The sequence below is a fragment of the Roseiflexus sp. genome, assembly GCF_057785375.1.
Genome location: NZ_JBYNRX010000003.1, coordinates 1 through 19,147 on the forward strand (window position 1 = coordinate 1; position 19,147 = coordinate 19,147).

16 protein-coding genes are annotated in these 19,147 nt (G+C 58.3%); 7 read left to right on the forward strand and 9 right to left on the reverse strand.

Annotated features, from left to right (window positions below; translation table 11 throughout):
• Positions 1 to 178 precede the first annotated feature (178 nt).
• From AC3EA7_RS00115 to AC3EA7_RS00145, 7 genes are all read right to left on the reverse strand, one after another.
• Positions 179 to 1,375, reverse strand: coding sequence for a glycosyltransferase (locus AC3EA7_RS00115; RefSeq protein WP_488611987.1), 1,197 nt, complete (start codon positions 1,373 to 1,375; stop codon positions 179 to 181).
• A gap of 1 nt (position 1,376) precedes the next feature.
• A complete protein-coding gene (locus AC3EA7_RS00120; protein ID WP_488611988.1) occupies positions 1,377 to 2,537 on the reverse strand; it encodes a glycosyltransferase in 1,161 nt (386 codons plus the stop codon).
• Positions 2,527 to 3,897, reverse strand: a complete 1,371-nt coding sequence (locus AC3EA7_RS00125; protein ID WP_488611989.1) for a flippase — start codon at positions 3,895 to 3,897, stop codon at positions 2,527 to 2,529. The genes AC3EA7_RS00120 and AC3EA7_RS00125 overlap by 11 nt, the downstream gene beginning before the upstream one ends.
• Positions 3,898 to 3,914: 17 nt before the next feature.
• Positions 3,915 to 4,709, reverse strand: coding sequence for a class I SAM-dependent methyltransferase (locus AC3EA7_RS00130; protein ID WP_488611990.1), 795 nt, complete (start codon positions 4,707 to 4,709; stop codon positions 3,915 to 3,917).
• A gap of 434 nt (positions 4,710 to 5,143) precedes the next feature.
• Positions 5,144 to 5,518 (reverse strand): hypothetical protein, encoded by a 375-nt coding sequence (locus AC3EA7_RS00135; protein ID WP_488611991.1) that lies wholly within the window; start codon positions 5,516 to 5,518, stop codon positions 5,144 to 5,146.
• Positions 5,473 to 6,162 carry a Uma2 family endonuclease gene (locus AC3EA7_RS00140; RefSeq protein WP_488611992.1) on the reverse strand — a complete coding sequence of 230 codons (690 nt, stop codon included), beginning with the start codon at positions 6,160 to 6,162 and terminating at the stop codon, positions 5,473 to 5,475. The genes AC3EA7_RS00135 and AC3EA7_RS00140 overlap by 46 nt, the downstream gene beginning before the upstream one ends.
• A gap of 1,141 nt (positions 6,163 to 7,303) precedes the next feature.
• A complete protein-coding gene (locus tag AC3EA7_RS00145; protein ID WP_488611993.1) occupies positions 7,304 to 7,519 on the reverse strand; it encodes a hypothetical protein in 216 nt (71 codons plus the stop codon).
• Between the two features lie 892 nt (positions 7,520 to 8,411).
• Between AC3EA7_RS00145 and AC3EA7_RS00150 the strand changes: the two genes are divergently transcribed.
• Genes AC3EA7_RS00150 through AC3EA7_RS00160 form a run of 3 tightly spaced genes read left to right on the forward strand, consistent with a single transcriptional unit; the run spans position 8,412 to position 11,902 of the window.
• Entirely contained in the window at positions 8,412 to 10,049 is a 1,638-nt protein-coding gene (locus AC3EA7_RS00150) for an ABC transporter substrate-binding protein (RefSeq protein ID WP_488611994.1), read from the forward strand.
• A gap of 13 nt (positions 10,050 to 10,062) precedes the next feature.
• Complete coding sequence (locus tag AC3EA7_RS00155; protein WP_488611995.1) at positions 10,063 to 11,013, forward strand: ABC transporter permease; 951 nt, start codon at positions 10,063 to 10,065, stop codon at positions 11,011 to 11,013.
• On the forward strand, positions 11,006 to 11,902 hold the full coding sequence (locus AC3EA7_RS00160; RefSeq protein WP_488611996.1) for an ABC transporter permease: 897 nt from the start codon (positions 11,006 to 11,008) through the stop codon (positions 11,900 to 11,902). Before AC3EA7_RS00155 ends, AC3EA7_RS00160 begins: the two co-directional genes overlap by 8 nt.
• A 68-nt stretch (positions 11,903 to 11,970) precedes the next feature.
• Here the strand turns inward: AC3EA7_RS00160 and AC3EA7_RS00165 are convergent, their stop codons facing one another.
• Together AC3EA7_RS00165 and AC3EA7_RS00170 are read right to left on the reverse strand one after the other, a co-directional pair.
• Entirely contained in the window at positions 11,971 to 13,269 is a 1,299-nt protein-coding gene (locus tag AC3EA7_RS00165) for an aspartate aminotransferase family protein (RefSeq protein WP_488611997.1), read from the reverse strand.
• A complete protein-coding gene (locus AC3EA7_RS00170) occupies positions 13,266 to 13,997 on the reverse strand; it encodes a GntR family transcriptional regulator (protein ID WP_488611998.1) in 732 nt (243 codons plus the stop codon). Before AC3EA7_RS00170 ends, AC3EA7_RS00165 begins: the two co-directional genes overlap by 4 nt.
• A gap of 374 nt (positions 13,998 to 14,371) precedes the next feature.
• On the opposite strand from AC3EA7_RS00170, the gene AC3EA7_RS00175 reads away from it, so the two are divergent.
• The 4 genes from AC3EA7_RS00175 to dgoD are packed head-to-tail and all read left to right on the forward strand — an operon-like array spanning position 14,372 to position 19,138.
• Positions 14,372 to 16,069, forward strand: a complete 1,698-nt coding sequence (locus tag AC3EA7_RS00175; RefSeq protein WP_488611999.1) for an ABC transporter substrate-binding protein — start codon at positions 14,372 to 14,374, stop codon at positions 16,067 to 16,069.
• Between the two features lie 18 nt (positions 16,070 to 16,087).
• The gene (locus AC3EA7_RS00180; RefSeq protein ID WP_488612000.1) at positions 16,088 to 17,011 is read left to right on the forward strand and encodes an ABC transporter permease; all 924 of its coding nucleotides are present in this window, start codon (positions 16,088 to 16,090) and stop codon (positions 17,009 to 17,011) included.
• A complete protein-coding gene (locus AC3EA7_RS00185) occupies positions 16,977 to 17,918 on the forward strand; it encodes an ABC transporter permease (RefSeq protein ID WP_488612001.1) in 942 nt (313 codons plus the stop codon). The genes AC3EA7_RS00180 and AC3EA7_RS00185 overlap by 35 nt, the downstream gene beginning before the upstream one ends.
• 53 nt (positions 17,919 to 17,971) lie before the next feature.
• Complete coding sequence (dgoD, locus tag AC3EA7_RS00190; RefSeq protein WP_488612002.1) at positions 17,972 to 19,138, forward strand: galactonate dehydratase; 1,167 nt, start codon at positions 17,972 to 17,974, stop codon at positions 19,136 to 19,138.
• The last annotated feature ends 9 nt before the right edge of the window (positions 19,139 to 19,147 follow it).

The following is a 19,147-nucleotide window of genomic DNA, read 5'->3' on the forward strand; positions in this document are numbered from 1 at the left end:
TTGAAGGTTGAAGGTTAAGAGGCTCTTGAACCTCTCGCCTCTCACCTCTCGCCTCTCACCTCTCACCTCTCACCTCTCGCCTCTCGCCTCTCACCTCTCGCCTCTCACCTCTCACCTCTCACCTCTCGCCTCTCACCTCTCGCCTCTCACCTCTCACCTCTCACCTCTCGCCTTACCCTCACCTCGCCGCCTGCACGCGCCGGAGTAACCGGTTGCACAATTCCACAACCTTCGTCATTTCGGTGGACGCATTGATCGCGGCGGCAGCGACGCGCGCAGCCTGGCGCATCGCCCGGATCTCCTCGACTCCAAGGCGGTTCAGCGTCGCAGCGACCTCCGCCGGCTCGAACGACGGCGCGACCACGCCGCACTGCCATTCGCGCACGAACGCCGCCATGCCGGGGGAGGGACCCACGCAGACTGCAAGACCGGCGTGGATGAAATCAAATACCTTATTCGGCAGAGCAACGCTATGGTTATAATTTGTCGGTTGGAGTAAATAGAAACCCATCTCAAATGGTGCAATCTGCGACACGATCTTATCTGGCGCAACCGGATCGAGAAACGTGACCCGTCCCGGCGCAACCCGGTCGGCGTAGATCTGCAAATACCGGATATACCCCTCATCGCCGACGAGCATGAACGAGAGATGGTAGCGCCGATCGCAGAGCCGAATAGTATCGATCATCAACTCCAGCGCGCGCGCGCGGATGGCGCCGCCATGGTGGATCAGGCGCACTGTATGCGGATTGACCGTGTGATCCTCAACCGGAGCGTATTCTGGTGCGTTCAGCACGACAGTCGGCAGAAAGCCAAACTCTTTGTGATAGCGCCGGGCAATATCCGGCGCGACGGTCAGCGTTGCAGCGGCGTGAACCGCATATCGACGCAAAAAGGCGACAATCATCGGCGCGGCGAACACTCGCCATGTCCACTGTTCTTCCCATTCGAGCGGCGCATACTCGTGCAGGTCGAGGATCATTGGCGCATTCCAGCGCGCCGCCAGCCGCCACCCCAGCGGCAACGCCGACCAATCATTGGCGAAAACCAGATCAGCGCGGATGTGCCGAAGCCGCTCAAACGCCTGGCGATAAAGGCGTTGCAGCCAGTACCAGAGTTCGTAGCAGGTGGAAGGTCGCCACACCCTCCCCGCCACCAGCAGCGCTTTGAAGTGTTGCAAATCACGCCAGCGCGGCGAATCGACGGAGAACCAGCGCGCGCCCTCGACATTCCGCCAGCGCTGCGGCGGCGCGCCGTACCCCAGCACAACCAGATCGTAGTGCGGCGCCAGGTAGTGGATTTGCCGCAGCACCCACGCATCGCGGGCAATGGGGGAAAAAGAGATAATGCAGATGGTTGGGCGGGATGCTGACATTCTACTCATTGGCTGACCAGATTTCGTTGTAGATTGTCTCAATGTTCCGTAAAAATGCTTCCTCGCCAAAACGACGACAAACGCTTTCTCGAATAAACGCCGGATCGTACTGAACCTGATCCAACAGAAACTGCGCCATAGCATCAGCAAGCGCCTGAGCATCGGCTATCGGAACGAGAAGACCACACCCTTCCTCGACGACGTATTCAGGACCGCCGCAGCGTGTGGCGATCACCGGTTTCCCGCATGCCATCGCTTCACCCAGCACAACACCGAACGTTTCGTGAATGCTTGGCAGAACAAACACATCGCACCAGCGCATCCAGTCTCGCACCTGCGTCCGATCCAGAAGACCGACGAAGCGACAGATGTCGGTTAAGCCAAGCTGCTGAGCCAGTTGTTCTAACCGCTGGCGCTCTGGTCCATCGCCACCGATTACCAGCTCAAAAAGGAGTCCAACTCGTGTACGAAGCAATGCAGCAGCATGCAGCAGATAATCGAGCCCTTTCTGATACGTCAAAAGGCTGATCGTGAGGAATCTCTTTTTTGATGGTATTCGTTCTGGCGGCATCTCATCAGGCGTAAAAAAGCGCGTTCCAATCACATTTCCCAGCACACGCACATCAGCTGTTGGCACAAATTCAAGAATACGCTGCTTAAGCGCCGGACTTACTGCTAGCACCGGGATGCTGCTCATCGTTTCGCGCACCAACCGCCTTTGGAGGAAAGTGTAAAGGTGTACACTGAAAGGACCGGTGTGTTCAGTCAGCACTGTCGGAATATTCCATGCCTGCGATGCTCGCGCTGCTACCCATCCACACGGCAGAACAACATGTGCGTGAATGAGGTCGGGACGGCCGTGAAAGCGAATGTATCGTTGTAGTGCTCGCCAGGCATAATGAGCGCTGCTCAAGAGATGCAGGTGTGGAATGTATGGCGGCGTTGGCGCATACAAACGATACACGGCAAGATTTCCGTCGCATTCGACGCCACTGCGAGAACGATTGCAAAACGCAGCACGCAAACCTATGGCCTGCACTGCCAGAACTGTCACCTCAAAGCGTTCTGCCAGCAGTTGCGCCTGATCCCTAATAAACGCACCACTTACCGGCGCCGTTGCGTTCGGGTACCAGTCGGCCAGAATGAGGATTCTACGTCGCACTCTGCTCTCCCGCTTTTCGTCGTATCATTGCAGCGATCAGGCTCAAATCATCTCCGGTTATGAGCAGCACCTGTGCTGCAGGTATCCTCGTTTCGTGCATGAAAATGGCAACAATCGCCAGGGTTGTCGCCAGATACGACATGCTGCTGGCAATCGCTGCTCCGATGATTCCCAGCCACGGAATGAGCACGAAATCCAGCGCTACTGTGACAACCAGACCAACCAGGGCGACAGCGAGGTTCAGATGTGGCTTGCCGATGCCAGCAAGGTACGAGCCGATGACATTGGCGACGCTAAAGATCGTAACGCCCGGCAACAACCACATCAGTGCCGGGACGCTCTCTCGAAATGCAGCGCCAAACACCAGCGGCAACAGCATTTCTCCTCCCAACGCCAAGCCCCCCGCCAGCACGATGCTCAACCACAACGAGAGACGAGACACGCGCGCTGTTCGCTGCTGAGTGCTTACGCGATCTTCAGAAGAAGCGACATTGGGCAGCAATACCTGTGATGTAGCTCCAGAAATCAGCCACAACAACTGTGCACTGCCCACTGCCAGCGAGTACAGCCCTACGCCTTTGACCCCCACAAAGTAACCGACAAAGAAGATATCGAGGCGATAATTCAGAAATTGCGCCATATTCGCCAGATACGATGGGAGCGAGTATCGTATGACTTCGGATAAGCCGCTTTCCTGCCGGATCGAACCGATCAGCCACGGTCGGAGCGACCACAGGAAGAGGAACGCGATCCCTATGGCGCCACCGACCTGCAACCACACCAGTGCTTCTGCCGTCAGTTGTCGACCCCGGAGCCATGCCACACAGATGAAGATCAGAATCGCGATCAACGTCACGATCTGCCCGTACAAATTGATGAGATTAACGCGCGGGATTTCCTGCAAACCGATCAGCACATTCCGGTAATGTCCCGCCAGCAGGCTTCCAAGGACAAGGAGCGCAACGGCAATCACTCCCCAGCGCTCACTTCCTGGCGGTACAAGGGCTGGCGCCAGCGTCGTTTGCACAAGTCCTGCCAATGTAACCGTTGCCAGCAATGTCTGAACCAATGCAATCAGCGCCAGACGCACCAGTAACCCATTAATGATCGCACGTCCACGTGCTACGACATAGACAACCCCGGACGGAAGCGACAATCCGAAGAACATCGCCAGTAACGCGCCGGTCGCTACGATCAGGTCGGCGCTTCCTTTCGCCGTCGGACCGAACCCCCGTGCAATCACAATACTGCTCACCAGACCGATCACAACCGAGAGAATACTGGTGGCGAATGAGTGTATGCTGCTGTACAGCAGTGATGATGGCTTGTGCGACGTATCACGCACGGCCGTGACACGCATAAAACTCGGAATATTCTTCACTTTATCCCCACAGCTGTGAGGTTTCCGCCAAACAGCATGTTGTACAGAAGTGAGCGTTTGACTATGCTCAATCGCCCGGTAGGAGCCGGGCTATCGAACCAGACGCGGACCCCTCGAAATCCTGCGCGCCAGAGCGCAACATAGAGCGACAGGTAACTCTGTTCATTGAGATGGAGTTTAGTGTAATCAGGATGGAGGGTGTCATCAGGACGCTCACCAATATCGATTCCATTTCTCCAGCGCACGTACCATCGCATCAGGGGGTGTGTATGTCGTGACCACCGATTAGGAAATGTATAAACAAGCAACCTGCCACCAGGTTTCAGCCATTTTCTAACGTTCTTGAGAATAATTCCTCTTTCAAGCGATGAAACATGCTCTATAAACTCAGACATCAGAACCTTATCAAATATATTGGAACGAAAAATACCATCCGTGGCAATTGCGCACAGAAAAGATGCCTGAATTTCTCTACCGCTATTTTGCATAATGGTCTTTAACTTCTGCCGTGCCAGCACGACCGCATCATGGGAGAAATCACACCCAATCGCAATTGCTCCGAGGAAACCAGCAGCAATTGTCACTTCACCGCGACCACATCCCAGATCCAGAACGTATTCTCCCGGATGAACGTCGAGAAGTTCAAGATTGCGACGCGCTCGGTCAAACAGTGTCTGCGGCGTCCCATCAAAGTGGGCAAACTGGTCATACCCATCGACACGCTGAAGGAAATACTCCTGATGATAGACATCTCGCACGTCAGTGGAGCGTAACAGGCGCTTATGGCTCATTCGCTGCCTCGCAATCCAGGGCCTTTGTCACGATTCACGCTGCCAGTATAGCCTTCTTACGCTGGAGCGTGTGTCGCAAAATCGCATCGATTCACATACAAAGCCGCCATGAATCAGGCGGGCGGGGAGGTTGAAAGTTGAAGGTTGGAAGGTTGAACGTTGATCTGTACTACAAAGCATATCGATACAAAGTAGCAGATTGTGTGGCTGTTCTTACGCTCTAATTACGCTCTAATTAAGATCGGCATACCCTGACTGGCGGTTGAAACCGCGCCTCGGGGCGCGTGCGCGCCGGGCATCGGCCTGCGCCGACGCTGTCCCGCGCGCAGGCGGGTGGCCGGCCGGAGGCCCGCAGGCGCGAATTCATTCGTCAGCCCGCTTAATGTCCATCAACCGCCGGGCAGGCGCCTCGCTCTATCCCGTGCAGGGCGCCGCTACCCCTCGCCGCGCAACCGGCGCAGTTCCGTCTCGAGCGCGTGCAGGCGCGCTTCGGCTGCGGCGCGGGCTGCGGCTTCGCGGCGCGCCTGTTCTTCGGCTGCGGCGCGGGCGCGGGCTTCGGCCTCGCGCACTTCGGTTTCCTGCTGCGCCCGTTCGGCTTCTTGCTGCGCCCGTTCCTCCGCTTCGCGGCGCGCCCGCGCTTCGGCTTCACGGGCTGCGGTTTCGCGCCGCGCCTGTTCTTCGGCTTCCAGGCGCGCCCGCGCTTCGGCTTTCGCCGCTGCCCAGGCCGCTGCCACCTGCTCCTCTGACTCGCTCACGATCGTCGTCACGTAGCGTAATCGCCGATCCGCCGCTGCTGCTCGTCGAAACAATACACCTGACGTCCCTCTACCCCGATCCAAACCCGTAACGGCTCCAGCCACAGCCATCCCTGCTCATTCGGAACCAGCCGGCGATACGTCGCATCCGCCAGATCGTAGCCGAGTACGCGCACCAGCGCCTCACCACGCTGCTCATAGGCGTCCACAATCACGTAGAGCGGCACACCCGCCAACGCATAGTGCGCTGTCTTCACCTCCAGGTCGAGCGCATGCGTCTCCGGCGAGGTCACCTCGACGATCAGCGTCGGACGCACTCTTTCCACCGCTCCATCGAACATGCTCCAGTTGCGGATGACCTGCACGCCGAAGATGACCATCACATCCGGTCCGTGCGCCTTCAAGCCGGGCACATCCCAGGCGATGCGCACGTCACTGAGCACGACCGCGTCAGGATGGTCGGCAACGCGGGTAAGGAAGACATCCGCCAGATAACGCACGCGCCGCTGATGGTCGTAGTTGCACAGCACCTGGTCACCTTCCTCTGGATGCAGGACGTCTTCCAGCGTCAGCGGAACCTGTTCCAGATGGTGCGGGGCGTCGGGAGTTGGGCGCGGCACGTAACGCCAGCCGTAGCGGAAGGAGTCCTCAGCAGGCGGCGTGTCTGGCGCTGCAGCAGAGATCGTTGACCAGGGCACAGCGGTTGCTCCTTCATTCGATCGCCGCGCAAGGCGCATCTGTCGTGACCTTGTCCCATACAATTATAGTACCGCTCACCATACCTGTGCAAGGATGCGCTGGCGCTTGCCGCTGCTCTTCTCGCCATCCGCACTGCTCCCTTCCATTCCCTCGTCTCTCAAGAGCGACGTTTTCAAGCGCGCCAGCATGTCGCGCGAGCAGGGGACGGCGGCGCCTTGCCCCTACTGGCGTCCTGATACTTTGGACAATATTGAGTCCACTGCACACCGGCTGAACCACCAAGGATATGAAGCGCACGAAGGTTCATAAAAATAATGAAGCGCATGTCCTTCGTGTCCCTTGGTGACCTTCGTGGTTCGCTTTGTGCCGTGAAGTCATGGAAGGCTCAACCACCAAGGATATGAAGCGCACGAAGGTTCATAAAAATAATGAAGCGCATGTCCTTCGTGTCCCTTGGTGACCTTCGTGGTTCGCTTTGTGCCGTGAAGTCATGGAAGGCTCAACCACCAAGGACACGAAACGCACGAAGGTTCGTAAAAATGAAGCGCATTTCCTGTGTGTCCCTTGGTAATCTTCGTGGTTGCAGCTTTTTGCAGTGAAGTCAATGCACAATGAACGCGCGAACATCTTGTTTGACTGACCACAAGTTAGTATAGTGTCCGTTTTTCCCTCATTCCCCGCTCTCCTGCGCCCACAGGGGGAAGAGGCGCCGGGGCGAGGCGCCACGTCCTTACGAGACTTCCCGACGGTTGACCGCTGACACGTCGCGTGCGAGCAGGGGGCATTGGGGCGCGGTGGCACTGCACCCGTACCGGCGCATTCTGATGCCTGAAACGAGTGATACGACGCAGGGCTTGCCTGAAAATCCGCTCTTGAAAAAGGTTGGAGGTGGAGAACACCCTGACGACCCAAACGAATGGAGCAATGCGAGGACGTGCTCAAAAAAAATCACCTCTGTAAGGCGCATATCCCCCGTCCCTCTGCTCGCCTCGTGGAAGCAGAGGAACGAGGGTTATCCCGATAACCGAAACGGACGATGCGACGTAGGGACACGCCGCAGACATCCCACCGAAAAAACCTGCACCTCCTCCACAGCCGTCCGCGACAATCAGCGGGTGATCATAGAAAGATCCTGTTTTCCTAACGATGCTTGAGTATATGCTCGATGATCAGGAGCGACTGACGCAGATGACGGGTAGGGAAGCGTTCGTATCCAAGGCGAATGTGGCGCTGAAGTTGCTCGAGATGCTGACGCGAAACCGGGATTTTTTCATCGGGAACAGGGGGGATGCCAGAACTCGCCGGATTGCCGATGGGAGCCGTAACAGAGACCTGCTGAGCGGAGTGAAGATTCATCTGGACTTCTCCTTACTTTTACACACAGAGCGTCCGGTGATGCCTCGGGTCCGACCCGACGTACAGCACAACGCCGAGGCGATCACAGCCTCCCTGTGTTGCGGCGATGGCGTGGCCCTTGGAGCCCGCACTATGGTGAGTAGTATAGAATTAACCTCTCTTTAATCAAAGGGGGATTTGTGTCCCGCACCTAACCGACAGAGAGGAGTGATACCGGGTAGTACCAGAGTCATAGCGTGGTGCGAAGTTTGTTGAGCGGGCGCATGCAATGTAATAAGGATTGCAAGGTTGCAGGTGCGCGGTTGAACGCAGCGGATCGGGTTCTTGATTTCTGGCTCCTGACTCAGCGGCGGATGACAATGGCGGCTTCAACGATTGACGGTGGTACGCGACTCCTGCTGAGTAAGAGTCTATCCGTCTGGTTAGGCGAAGGCATTGCCTTCGCCCGCCCGGTCTTACTTCTCGTGGCATTTTCTCGGATAGCCTCTAAAACATCCGGTTCGTGCGAAGAATCCTCGGGGCAACTCGGGTATGGTCTCTAGCTCGCATACGGGCGGGACGCCCGCGCACCCGGACCGTCAGTTGACCCGGGGATTATTCGCGCCAGCAAAAATCTCCGTGCCTTTGTGTGCGCTCAGACATAAGCGAAGACGCCGGACAATTCACGTTTTGTCCCAATAACCTCGACTATTGACACCATCTTGTCTCCATGTTAGGATATATCCCATCCCAATTGTCCGAAATTGTCCGGTATTTTCCAGACAATTGCATTAACCATACCTCATAGAGCGACCGCAAGGAGCGTTCCTCGACGTTGACTGTATGCAAGACTGAGACATACAGCCGCTAGCAGCAAAGGTTCTCTGTTTGAACATCTAAGGAGTGAACACTCATGGACGACCAACGCTCTGATCCCACAGGACCGACTGAACGCATGCTGAACCGACGCGCGTTTCTACGCCTCGTTGCGGCAGGCGGGGGCGCTCTGGCGCTACAGGCCTGTGGCGGCGCCGCGCCCGCTGCGCCGACGACCGCACCCGCTGCGCCGACGACCGCACCCGCCGCGCAGGCTGCTCCTGGCGGGAAGGTCACATGGGCAATGCTTGGCGATCCGGTGTCGCTGGAGCCATACGGGATCAACATTACCGGGCAGTACAATTACGAAGCGCGTGAGCCAATATATGACTCACTGCTCGTATGGGATCGCGATCTGAAGGTGCAGCCATCGCTAGCCGAGTCATTCGAGACGCCGGATGATACGACCTATATCTTCAAACTGCGTTCGGGCGCGAAATTCCACAACGGCAAGGAACTCACCGCCGAGGATGTCAAGTTCTCGCTCGATACCATCATCAATCCGCCCGATGGTCGCAATCCAGGCGCAGCGTTCTTCGCCAACTTCGATACGGTCGAGGTGGTGGATCCGTTGACCATTCGCATCAATCTGAAAAAGCTCGACCCGACCATCCCAGGGCTGTTCGCCTGGTCGCGCTATACGAACATCTTTCCTGCCGATATGCCACAGCAGATCAATCCTGTGATCCAGGCGATCGGCACCGGTCCTTTCCGCCTGGTCAGTTACACGCCCAACGCCGAAATCGTCTATGAGCGCTTTGCCGACCACTGGAACCCGGAACAGCCGAAGGTCGATCAACTGATTTATCGTGTCATTCCGGAGGAAGACGCTCGTATTGCGGCGCTGCGCTCCGGCGACATCGACGGAACGGACGTCACACCGTTAGGTGCGCGGCGACTTCAGAACGATGCGGACATCACCATTCTGAAAGGTCTTTTCTCTCAACCCAAGGTGCTTCAGTTCACGCTAAAGGGCGGGAAGCCGTGGGACATCAAAGAGGTGCGCCAGGCGATCAGTCTGACCATCGACCGTCAGGAACTGATCGACAAGGTGATGGAGGGCGAAGCGGAACTGACCGGGCCGGTCGTGCCCGGCTATGGCGACTGGCCCCTCAGCCAGGATGAGTTGCGCGCCGCGTATCAGGTCGATGTCGAGAAGGCGCGCCAACTGATGGCGCAGGCCAGATACGCTGATGGTTTCAAGGTGACGGCGATGACCTTTGCCAACTATTCCAACGACAACGCGATTATTGTTCAGGAGCAACTGCGTCAGTTGAACATCGAGATGCAAATTGAGCAGATCGAGTTCGGCGCCTTTGCGCAGCGCGTGACCAATGGCGAGTTCGAGTGGTGTTTTACAGCGCGCGGCATGCGCGCCGACGTGAGCGGATACCTCAACGATTTTCGTCGCCTGGGCATTGCGGAAACCAACTGGTTCCCCGCGTGGGAGAACGCCGAACTCAATGAGGCGTATGACGCGGCGATGGCGACGCTCGATCAGGCAAAACGCCGCGAGTTGATGCAGAAAGTTCAGCGGATTGTGCTCGATGAAGCGCCGCACCTCTATCTCTACCAGGACTATCGTTTTTCGGCGGTTCGAAAGCGGGTGCAGAATTACTACGTCGCTTTTACGACATTTCGCCCCGCGCTGCGCGAAATCTTCGTGACCGCGTGAGCCTGGCAGGACGATGAACCGCTATCTGCTTCAACGCCTGATGCTGGTCATCCCGACACTGGCGGGGGTGTCGCTCATTATTTTCACGCTGATGCGGCTGTTGCCAGGGGATGTGGTTGATATTCTCTTCGGCGGCGATACGCAGGCCGATCAGCGAACACTCGATCAGATTCGTGAGAACCTGGGTCTTAACCGCCCGCTGGCGGTGCAGTATCTGGAGTGGATCGGCGGGTTTCTGAGCGGCAATTTCGGCGTCTCGATGCGCACCGGCATCCCTGTGGCGGAGAGCATCGCTCAGGGGATGCCGGTTACGCTCCAACTGGCGGTGATGGCGATCGTGTTTGCATGCCTGTTTGCCATTCCGCTGGGGATTGTCGCGGCGGTGCGCCGCAACGGGGTCACCGACATGCTGACGCGCATCGTTGGGTTGATCGGTCTCTCGTTTCCGGCGTTCTGGCTGGCAACGATGTTTCTGCTCATCAGTTCGACGATGTTTCGCTGGACGCCGCCGCTGGGCTGGGTGTCGCCGTTCGTCGATTTTGGGCGTAATATGCAGATCATGCTGGCGCCGGCGCTCTTGCTGGCGCTCCAACCAATGGCGATCATCATGCGCATGACCCGCGCCTCGCTGCTGGAAGTGCTGCGCCAGGACTATATCCGAACGGCATATGCCAAAGGTCTGCGCGATCGCGCGGTTTTGCTGCGTCATGCGCTGCAAAATGCGTTCATTCCGGTCCTGACCGTCATCGGCGTCCAATTTGGCGTGTTGATGGGCGGTTCGGTGATCATCGAGCAGATCTTTTCGCTGCCTGGAATCGCATTTTTGTTGATCAACGGGCTTTATAATCGTGATTATCCGGTTGTACAAAGTACGGTGCTGCTCCTGTCGTTGATCTTCGTGCTTGTCAATCTGGCGGTCGATCTTCTCTACAGCGCCGTTGATCCACGGATTCGCTATGACTAGTCCATCAGCCATCACCGATGCACGGGCTGGCGGTCTGCCACTTATGCGTCGCCGCACTTCGCCGCTGATCGCAGCATTGCGGCGGAATGTCCCTGGTCTTGTTGGTATGGCGATTATTGCGCTGGTTGTGCTGGCTGCGTTGCTGGCGCCGGTGATCAGCCCATACAGCCCGACGGCGCAGGTATCGCGGCGCCTGCTCGAACCGGGGGCGCAGTACCTGCTTGGCACCGACGAGTTTGGCCGCGATATCTTCTCACGCGTGATCTATGGCTCGCGCATTTCGCTGTACGTTGGAGCCGTGTCGGTCAGCCTGGCGCTCGTGTTTGGCGGTGCGCTGGGGTTGATTGCCGGGTATGTCGGCGGGCGAGTCGATACCCTGCTCATGCGTCTGGTGGATATGCTGTTCGCCATTCCGAGCCTGGTGCTGGCGATTGTTATCGCCGGCTTGCTCGGTCCAAGCCTGACCAATGCGATGATTGCGATTGGCATCGTTTACGCGCCGATCTATGCGCGCCTGGTGCGCGGTGAGATGCTGGCGGTGCGCAACTATGCCTATATTGAAGCCGCGCGTGCGGTTGGGGTTCGTCCGGTTGGATTGATCGTTCGCCATTTCCTGCCGAACATCGCTGCGCCGCTGATTGTTCAAACATCGCTGCTTCTTTCCACTGCCATTCTGGCAGAGGCGGCGCTCAGTTTCCTGGGGCTTGGGGCGCAGCCGCCCGATCCGTCGTGGGGGGCGATGCTCGGCAGCGGACGTCGCTTCATGGAGCTGACGCCATGGGTTGCCATCGCTCCTGGCATTGCGATTGTGATCACGGTGCTGGGGTTCAATCTGCTGGGCGATGGCTTGCGCGACGCCCTCGATCCGCGATTGCGCGGCAGCACATAAGATTAGGTGGGCGAAGGCAGTGCCTTCGCTCACCCAACCAGTGCTTCGAGTTTCCAGATACACTCCCGTTAGAGATCGGCCGGCATTGCGCGCAGCACCTGACGGGCGATTTCCAGCGTGCGATCAATATCGGCGCGGGTGTGCGCCGCACTCACGTGATTGCGCTTGAGCGCCGTTGGTATCATAAAGATGCCGTGCTCACACATTGTCTTGCGGAACCACACGTCCCGCGCCGTGTTGTTGCGGAACAGATCGGTATAGTTTTCAATTGGACCGGGTTCCATAAAGTAGGGAACGAAGACCGACCCGAAGCGTGCCACGGTGAGCGGAATGCCCAGTTCCGCGCCGATCTGCGTCAGCCCATCGGCGGCGATCTGCGCCAGCGCAAAGCAGTGGGCATGGACAGCGCCGCTCTCCAGTTCCGCAATGGTTGCCAGCGCCGCCGCCACACCGACACTGTGCCCATTGTAGGTTCCGGCAAAGAGCACGCCTCCTCCTGGCGCGAAGCGATCCATCAATGCCGCACGACCCGCAAGCGCGGCAATCGGGAACCCATTCGCCATGGCTTTGGCGAATGTCGCCAGGTCGGGCGTCACGCCGACAATCGACTGGTATCCGCCAAGGGCGTGGCGAAACCCGGTAATCACCTCATCGAAGATCAACACGACGCCGTACTGATGTGTCAGGTCGCGCAGCGCTCGCAGAAACTCCGGTCGCGGCAACACACACCCGATATTGTGCGGGATCACCTCCACGATAATGGCGGCAATCTCCTCGCCCTGGCGTTGCAGCGTTTCGGCAACCGCTTCGGTATCGTTGAACGGCAGCACAATCGTCTGACGAATAACGTCGGGGAGCATGCCGAGCGAGAGCGGATCGTGCTGACCAATTTTCTCCGGCGGGCTGATGACATTCATGAGCACCGCATCGTGCCAGCCGTGGTACGTCCCCTGGAATTTGATGATCTTGTTGCGCCCGGTGACAGCACGCGCCAGACGGAGCGCGGCATACGTCGCTTCCGAACCGGAGTTCGTCAGCAGGACGCGCTCAGCGCAGGGAATATGGCAGTTGAGCCGATCGGCAAGTTCGACTTCCAGATCGGTGACTCCTGCACCAACGATGTCGATGCGGCTCATGGTTTCGGCGACGGCAGCGTTCACCTGCGGATGGTTATGACCCAAAATGATAGGACCAAAGGCGGCATGATAATCAAGATACCGGCGCTCATCAGCATCGAACAGATACGCGCCTTCGGCGCGCACAAACGCGATGGGCCAGGGAAGCGCACGATTGCCAGAGTTCACCCCGCCCGGAATGACCTGGCGGGCACGCTCGACCAGCATCGAGTTCGTTTTCGTGATAGTCATTCGATTGGCTCCTTCGTCTGATTATCGAGAGGTAGAGCATCGTCGCGATCATCATCGCCAACGAGCGCTGCAAAGCGCTCACGCACCGATTGCAGGTGGTAAATCGACAGACGTGCAGCGGCATCGGGGTCGCGCTGGACGATGGCGCGGTAGATGGCCCGGTGCTCACGATTGGATGTGCGCATCATCTCAACATCAACGGCTTTGCGATACCCCATGAGAAAGAGATCGACGCGCTCTTCGTTGCGCTCAACGAACCGGGCAAGCGTCAGATTTCCGGCGGCGCGACCGATACCGGCGTGGAAGATGCGCCCAGCACGCAAAAACCCGGCAATGTCGTTGCGTTCCGCACATGCTTCGCCGTCGCGAATGGCAGACTCAAGCGCCACCGTCTGCTCGGGGCTGGCATAGTGCGCCGCGCGGCGCGCCAGAAACGGCTCAACCGCTTCATTGGCAATGAAGAGTTCGATCACCTGCTCGCGCGTGAGTTTGCATACAAACAATCCGCGCCGGTACACCGGCGCGATCAGACCTTCGTGCTCCAGGATGGCCAGCGCCTCGCGCACCGGCGTGCGACTGATCTGAAGCATCTCCGCCAGGCGCTCTTCAACCAATGGCTGCCCCGACTCCAGCGAACCGTTCAGGATCGCCTGCTTGATGGCATGGTATGCCGCTTCGCGGAACGTGGGCGCTCTCTCCAGGGCAAATTGATCGATAGGTGTGAGCATTGTGTATACCATAAACTGATAATAGGACGAATCAGACTATTGTTCGTATGCAATCATACCGCGATTGGGAACAATGTCAAGATCGTCGTCTTCCCACGAGGCCGATGTATGGCGGCGACGGGTCTCCGGCGCCCCGCCAGGACAACGGGCAACGGGCGGCAGGGGCGCCCCGGCGGGACAACGGGCGGCGGGTCTGAGACCCGCCGCGGGTCTCAGACCCGCGGCTACTTGACTTTTCTTAATTTTCTTCTATAATAGGCAATCGTATACTTGTATACAATTACATATCAGCCAGACCTCTCCGCCAGCCGTAGAGCGTTGCGGCTGTGTTGGCAACGATTCGGGATTCCTCATCCGGTAGCAAGGAGACTGCTATGATGCTCCACCTCTCATCCGCACGTTCCCGCCTGACGATCATGGTTTTGCTGGTCTTATGCTCGCAGATTCTCTTTGCGTGCGGCGGCGCACCCCAACCGAGCGCTCCGACGCCCACATCAGCCGGAGGCGCGGCGCCGCCCCCCACCTCCGTCCCTGCGGCGCCTGCCGAGACCAGGCCGCAAACGACCAGCCGGTCACGCCTGGTGTTCTTCGGCAACCTCGAACCGGCCAGTATCGACGTCATCACCATGTCGGGTAATGTGAACGAGCGTCAGATCGCCGCCCAGATCTTCGAGACCCTGGTGTACATGGACCAGAGTCAGCAGATCTACCCCGGTCTGGCGCGCGAATGGAGTCGTTCAGACGATGCGAAAACATGGACGTTCAAACTGGTTCCGGGGGTGAAATGGCACGATGGCGCACCGTTTACCGCTCAATCAGTGGTGGACTATTTTGAGTACGTGCGTGATAACCCGGTCGGTAGCGGACCCGGCTCGCTCAAAGCGGTGATTGATAGCGCCAGAGCAATCGATGAAACCACGGTGGAACTCACGCTGACCGCACCGCGTCCCGATCTTCTGATCGAGCTTGCCGACCCGGGATTGGGAATTGGTAATGCCGCCCATGTGAAACGGGTCGGCGCCGACGCCGGTTTCAATCCAATTGGCACCGGTCCGTTCAAGTTCAAGGAATGGGTGCGCGGCAGCCAGATTGTCCTGGTGCGCAATCCGGAGTGGACGTGGGGTTCGCCTATGTTCCAGATGAGCGGACCTCCCTTGATTGAAGAGGTGATCTTTCGCTTTTCTTCCGAGGCGCAAACCCGATTGGCGGCGCTGGAAGCCGGCGAGGTCGATTTCGTCGATCTCCTGCCATTCCAGGACGTCGTGCGTGTCCGCACCGATCCGCGCTTTACCGTGACGGGCGTCCTGCTGCCCGGCATGCCGCAGATGAACTATCTCAATACCAGCCTCGCGCCGACCGATGACCTGAATGTGCGCAAAGCGATCATCTACGCGACTGATAAGCAGGGCATCATCGAGAGCGTTTATTTCAACATGGTCGAACCGGCATACGGACCGCTGTCGCGCGTCTTCCCGGAGTACGAACCGGCGCTGGAGCAGATGTACGAGTATAATCCTGAGAAAGCCGCGCAATTGCTCGAAGAAGCCGGCTGGCTTCCCGGACCTGATGGCGTTCGTGTCAAGGCCGGTCAGCGTCTTGCCGTGACCATTGTGGAGAACAAGGGTTGGAACGACTGGGTCTACGTGCTGCAAGCCAATCTTCAGGCGGTCGGTTTTGACGCGAAAGTCATCACAACCCAGGGTCCATCGAACACCGAGGCGATTGCCAGCGGCAAGCACCATGTTCCGGCAATGGGGGACGTCTTCGCTTCTGCAAGCCAGATGACGCGTGACTGGCACTCAGAGGGGTATGGAACCTTTCCTTCGGGCCATTTCCTGAAGGGGGAAGAAGGCGCCAGATTGGACGCGATGCTGAACGATGCCGAGACGGAGATCGATCCAGAGAAGCGCAAGGAAAAGTATCGTGACATTCAGCGATTCATCATGGAAAATGCGCTGATGGTTCCGATCTTCGAGCTGTACTTCTATGTCGCCCACGCAAACAATCTGAAAGGATTCATCGTCGATGGCACCGGCTTCTACAAGTATTTTGCGCCGGCATACTTCGAGTGACTCGCTGCGGATAAACGAATGAGCGCGTATCTGGCACAGCGGATGCTGCTGACGATTCCGATCCTGTTCGGAATCGTCATCCTCACGTTTTTCCTGGTGCACCTGATCCCGGGGGACGCTGTGTCCGCCATGCAGGGACAGTTGAAGATGAGCGCCCAGCAGATGGAACAGATGCGAGAGGCGCTTGGATTGAATGACCCGCTCCACGTTCAGTTGGGACGGTATCTGGCAAAACTGGCTCAAGGCGATCTGGGGCGGTCGCTCTTCGGCGGTCAACCGGTCGCAGTGTTGATCGCCTCCAACATTGGCGCAACTGTTCAATTGACCATTGCGGCTATGGCAGTGGCAATCGTCATTGGCGTGCCGCTGGGGATTCTGGCGGCTGTCAAACGCGGAACCCTCTGGGATGTGACGGCAGTCGTTCTTGCTATGCTCGGCGTTTCGATCCCGTCATTCTGGCTTGGTCTCATGATGATCCAGTTGTTTGCTGTTACGCTGGGATGGCTGCCGATTATCGAGGATCGTAGCGCACGCGGATTGATTATGCCGGCCATGGCGCTGGGGCTGGCGGAAGCAGCGATCATCGTGCGCCTGACGCGCGCGACCATGGGCGAAATCCTGAATGCCGACTATGTGCGCACCGCGCGCGCGAAGGGATTGCTCGATCATATCGTGCTCTGGCGCCACGCGCTGCGCAATGGCCTCCTTCCGATCATCACCATGATCGGGATGCAGTTTGGTACGTTGCTGGGAGGCGCGGTTGTGATCGAAAACGTCTTCGCCCGACAGGGACTGGGCACGCTGGTGACGCAGGCGGTCATCAACCGCGATTTCCCGGTTGTCCAGGGATGTGTCCTGGTGGCGGCAACCATGTATGTGTTGGTGAATCTGGCGGTCGATATCTTCTATGTCGTTGTCGATCCCCGGATTCGCTATTCCTGAGGCGCTGTGCATCATGAGCCAGGCAGTACAACAACCGCTGCGTACCGGTGATACGTCCACTTCCATTGCGCTGCGAGCGCGACGCTGGCAACACGCCTTCTGGCGCCATCGCTCACTGCTGGTTGGTTCTGCGCTTCTCGCCGTCATCCTCTTTGGCGTCGCATTTCCTTCGCTGTTCACCAATCGCAGCCCGGTTGTGATGAACATCTGGGAACGGCTCCAACCGCCGAATCCGACCTATCCCTTCGGTACCGACCAGTATGGGCGCGATATGCTGGCGCGCGTGTTGTATGGCGGGCGCACCTCGCTCGTGATGGGAGTCGTTCCCATCTTGATCGCTGCCGGCGTCGGCGCAATGCTCGGACTCATCGCCGGGTACTATGGGCGCTGGCTGGATGCGCTTCTGATGCGCATCATGGATGTCTGGATCGCACTGCCGATCATCCTGCTGGCGCTGGCGATCGTCACGGCGCTTGGTCCCGGTTTGATCAACATTATGATTGCGATTGGCGTCGCATGGATTCCCTACTACACCCGGATGGTTCGCAGCATCACGCTGTCGCTCCGCGAGTATAGCTTCGTCGAAGCGGCGCGTGTGCTCGGATTGAGCGACCGCCGCATCCTGATGCGGCATATTCTGCCGAATACGATCGCGCCGTTGATCGTGATGTCTTCGATGGGCGTCGCCGGCGCGATTCTCACCGGCGCTGCCCTCAGTTTCATTGGCATGGGACCGCAGGCGCCGACGCCGGAATGGGGCTTGATTCTTGCCGATGGACGACAATTCATTCGTCTTGCGTGGTGGATCGGCTTCTTTCCGGGTGCGGCGATTGCGCTCACCGTTCTGGGCGCGAATCTGCTTGGCGATGGATTGCGCGACTGGCTCGATCCCCGCATGAAACTCTGATTCAAGGCAACTATCGCGTGCGACCGCACAGATGATATCCATGGAGCAACTGCATGAAAATTACCCGCGTCTCGACACTCGTTGTGCACGCACGGATGCGCAACTGGATCTTTGTGAAGGTCGAAACCGATCAGGACGGTCTCTACGGCTGGGGCGAGGCGACACTCGAATGGAAAACGAAAGGCGTGGTGGGCGCCGTCGACGATGTCAGTCGCCTGATCATCGGTGAAGACCCCCGGCGTATCGAACACCTGTATCAGATGATGACCCGTCAGTACTTCTGGCGCGCCGGTATCGAGGGTATGACGGCCATCAGCGGCATCGAGCAGGCGCTGTGGGACATCAAAGGCAAATGGTTGAACGTGCCGGTCTATGAGTTGCTTGGTGGTCGGGTACGTGATCGCATTCGGGTGTACAACCATCTCGGCGGCGGCGAGATGGAACAGATGTACGAAACTACCAATCCGCAAATGTTTACCGAACGCGCGCTGGCAGTCCAGGAGCAGGGGTATACGGCGATCAAGTTCATGGCCGTGCCGCGGACTGAGCCTATCGAAGGCATGCGTCCGGTGCGCTACGCCGAGCGTCTGGTGCACGCCGTGCGCGATGCGGTCGGCGACAGTGTCGATCTGATGGTCGATCTCCACGCACGGTGCGCTTCCCCGGCGATGGCGTTGCACTACTGCCGCGCATTCGAGCCATATGGACTGCTCTTTTTCGAGGAGCCTTGCCCCAGCGAGGATATCGAAGCCACCGCTCAGGTCACCCGCGCCTCGAACATCCCGATCGCCACCGGTGAACGCCTGGTGGGGCGACATCAATTCCGCGAAGTGTTCGAGCGGCGCGCCTGCCACATCATTCAGCCCGATCTTTCGCACTGCGGCGGTCTGTGGGAAGCGCGCAAGATCGCCGCTCTCGCCGAAGCATACTCGATGGCCGTCGCGCCGCATAACCCGAATGGGCCGATTGCAACTGCGGCTGCCATTCATTTTGCCGCTGCAACGCCAAACTGGGTGATTCAGGAAGCGATCAGCAACGATGTCCCCTGGCGATACGATGTGGTCGACTCGGAGCATGAGGTGCGGGATGGGTATGTTGCGGCGCCCTCACGCCCCGGATTAGGCATCGAGGTGAATGAGCGCGAGGCGGCGCGTCACCCGTGGCAACCGGAACTGGTGCAACGCTATTTCCATCCCGACGGTTCCGTGGCTGATTGGTAGATAGGTGCA

Excerpts from the sequence above, each read along its gene's own strand:
- AC3EA7_RS00160 (WP_488611996.1), top strand. The coding sequence starts at position 11,006 with ATGACTAGTCCATCAGCCATCACCGATGCACGGGCTGGCGGTCTGCCA.
- AC3EA7_RS00155 (WP_488611995.1), top strand. The coding sequence starts at position 10,063 with ATGAACCGCTATCTGCTTCAACGCCTGATGCTGGTCATCCCGACACTG.
- AC3EA7_RS00175 (WP_488611999.1), top strand. The coding sequence starts at position 14,372 with ATGATGCTCCACCTCTCATCCGCACGTTCCCGCCTGACGATCATGGTT.
- AC3EA7_RS00150 (WP_488611994.1), top strand. The coding sequence starts at position 8,412 with ATGGACGACCAACGCTCTGATCCCACAGGACCGACTGAACGCATGCTG.
- AC3EA7_RS00130 (WP_488611990.1), bottom strand. The coding sequence starts at position 4,709 with ATGAGCCATAAGCGCCTGTTACGCTCCACTGACGTGCGAGATGTCTAT.
- dgoD (WP_488612002.1), top strand. The coding sequence starts at position 17,972 with ATGAAAATTACCCGCGTCTCGACACTCGTTGTGCACGCACGGATGCGC.
- AC3EA7_RS00185 (WP_488612001.1), top strand. The coding sequence starts at position 16,977 with ATGTCGTTGTCGATCCCCGGATTCGCTATTCCTGAGGCGCTGTGCATC.
- AC3EA7_RS00170 (WP_488611998.1), bottom strand. The coding sequence starts at position 13,997 with ATGCTCACACCTATCGATCAATTTGCCCTGGAGAGAGCGCCCACGTTC.
- AC3EA7_RS00145 (WP_488611993.1), bottom strand. The coding sequence starts at position 7,519 with ATGAATCTTCACTCCGCTCAGCAGGTCTCTGTTACGGCTCCCATCGGC.
- AC3EA7_RS00180 (WP_488612000.1), top strand. The coding sequence starts at position 16,088 with ATGAGCGCGTATCTGGCACAGCGGATGCTGCTGACGATTCCGATCCTG.
- AC3EA7_RS00115 (WP_488611987.1), bottom strand. The coding sequence starts at position 1,375 with ATGTCAGCATCCCGCCCAACCATCTGCATTATCTCTTTTTCCCCCATT.
- AC3EA7_RS00165 (WP_488611997.1), bottom strand. The coding sequence starts at position 13,269 with ATGACTATCACGAAAACGAACTCGATGCTGGTCGAGCGTGCCCGCCAG.
- AC3EA7_RS00125 (WP_488611989.1), bottom strand. The coding sequence starts at position 3,897 with ATGCGTGTCACGGCCGTGCGTGATACGTCGCACAAGCCATCATCACTG.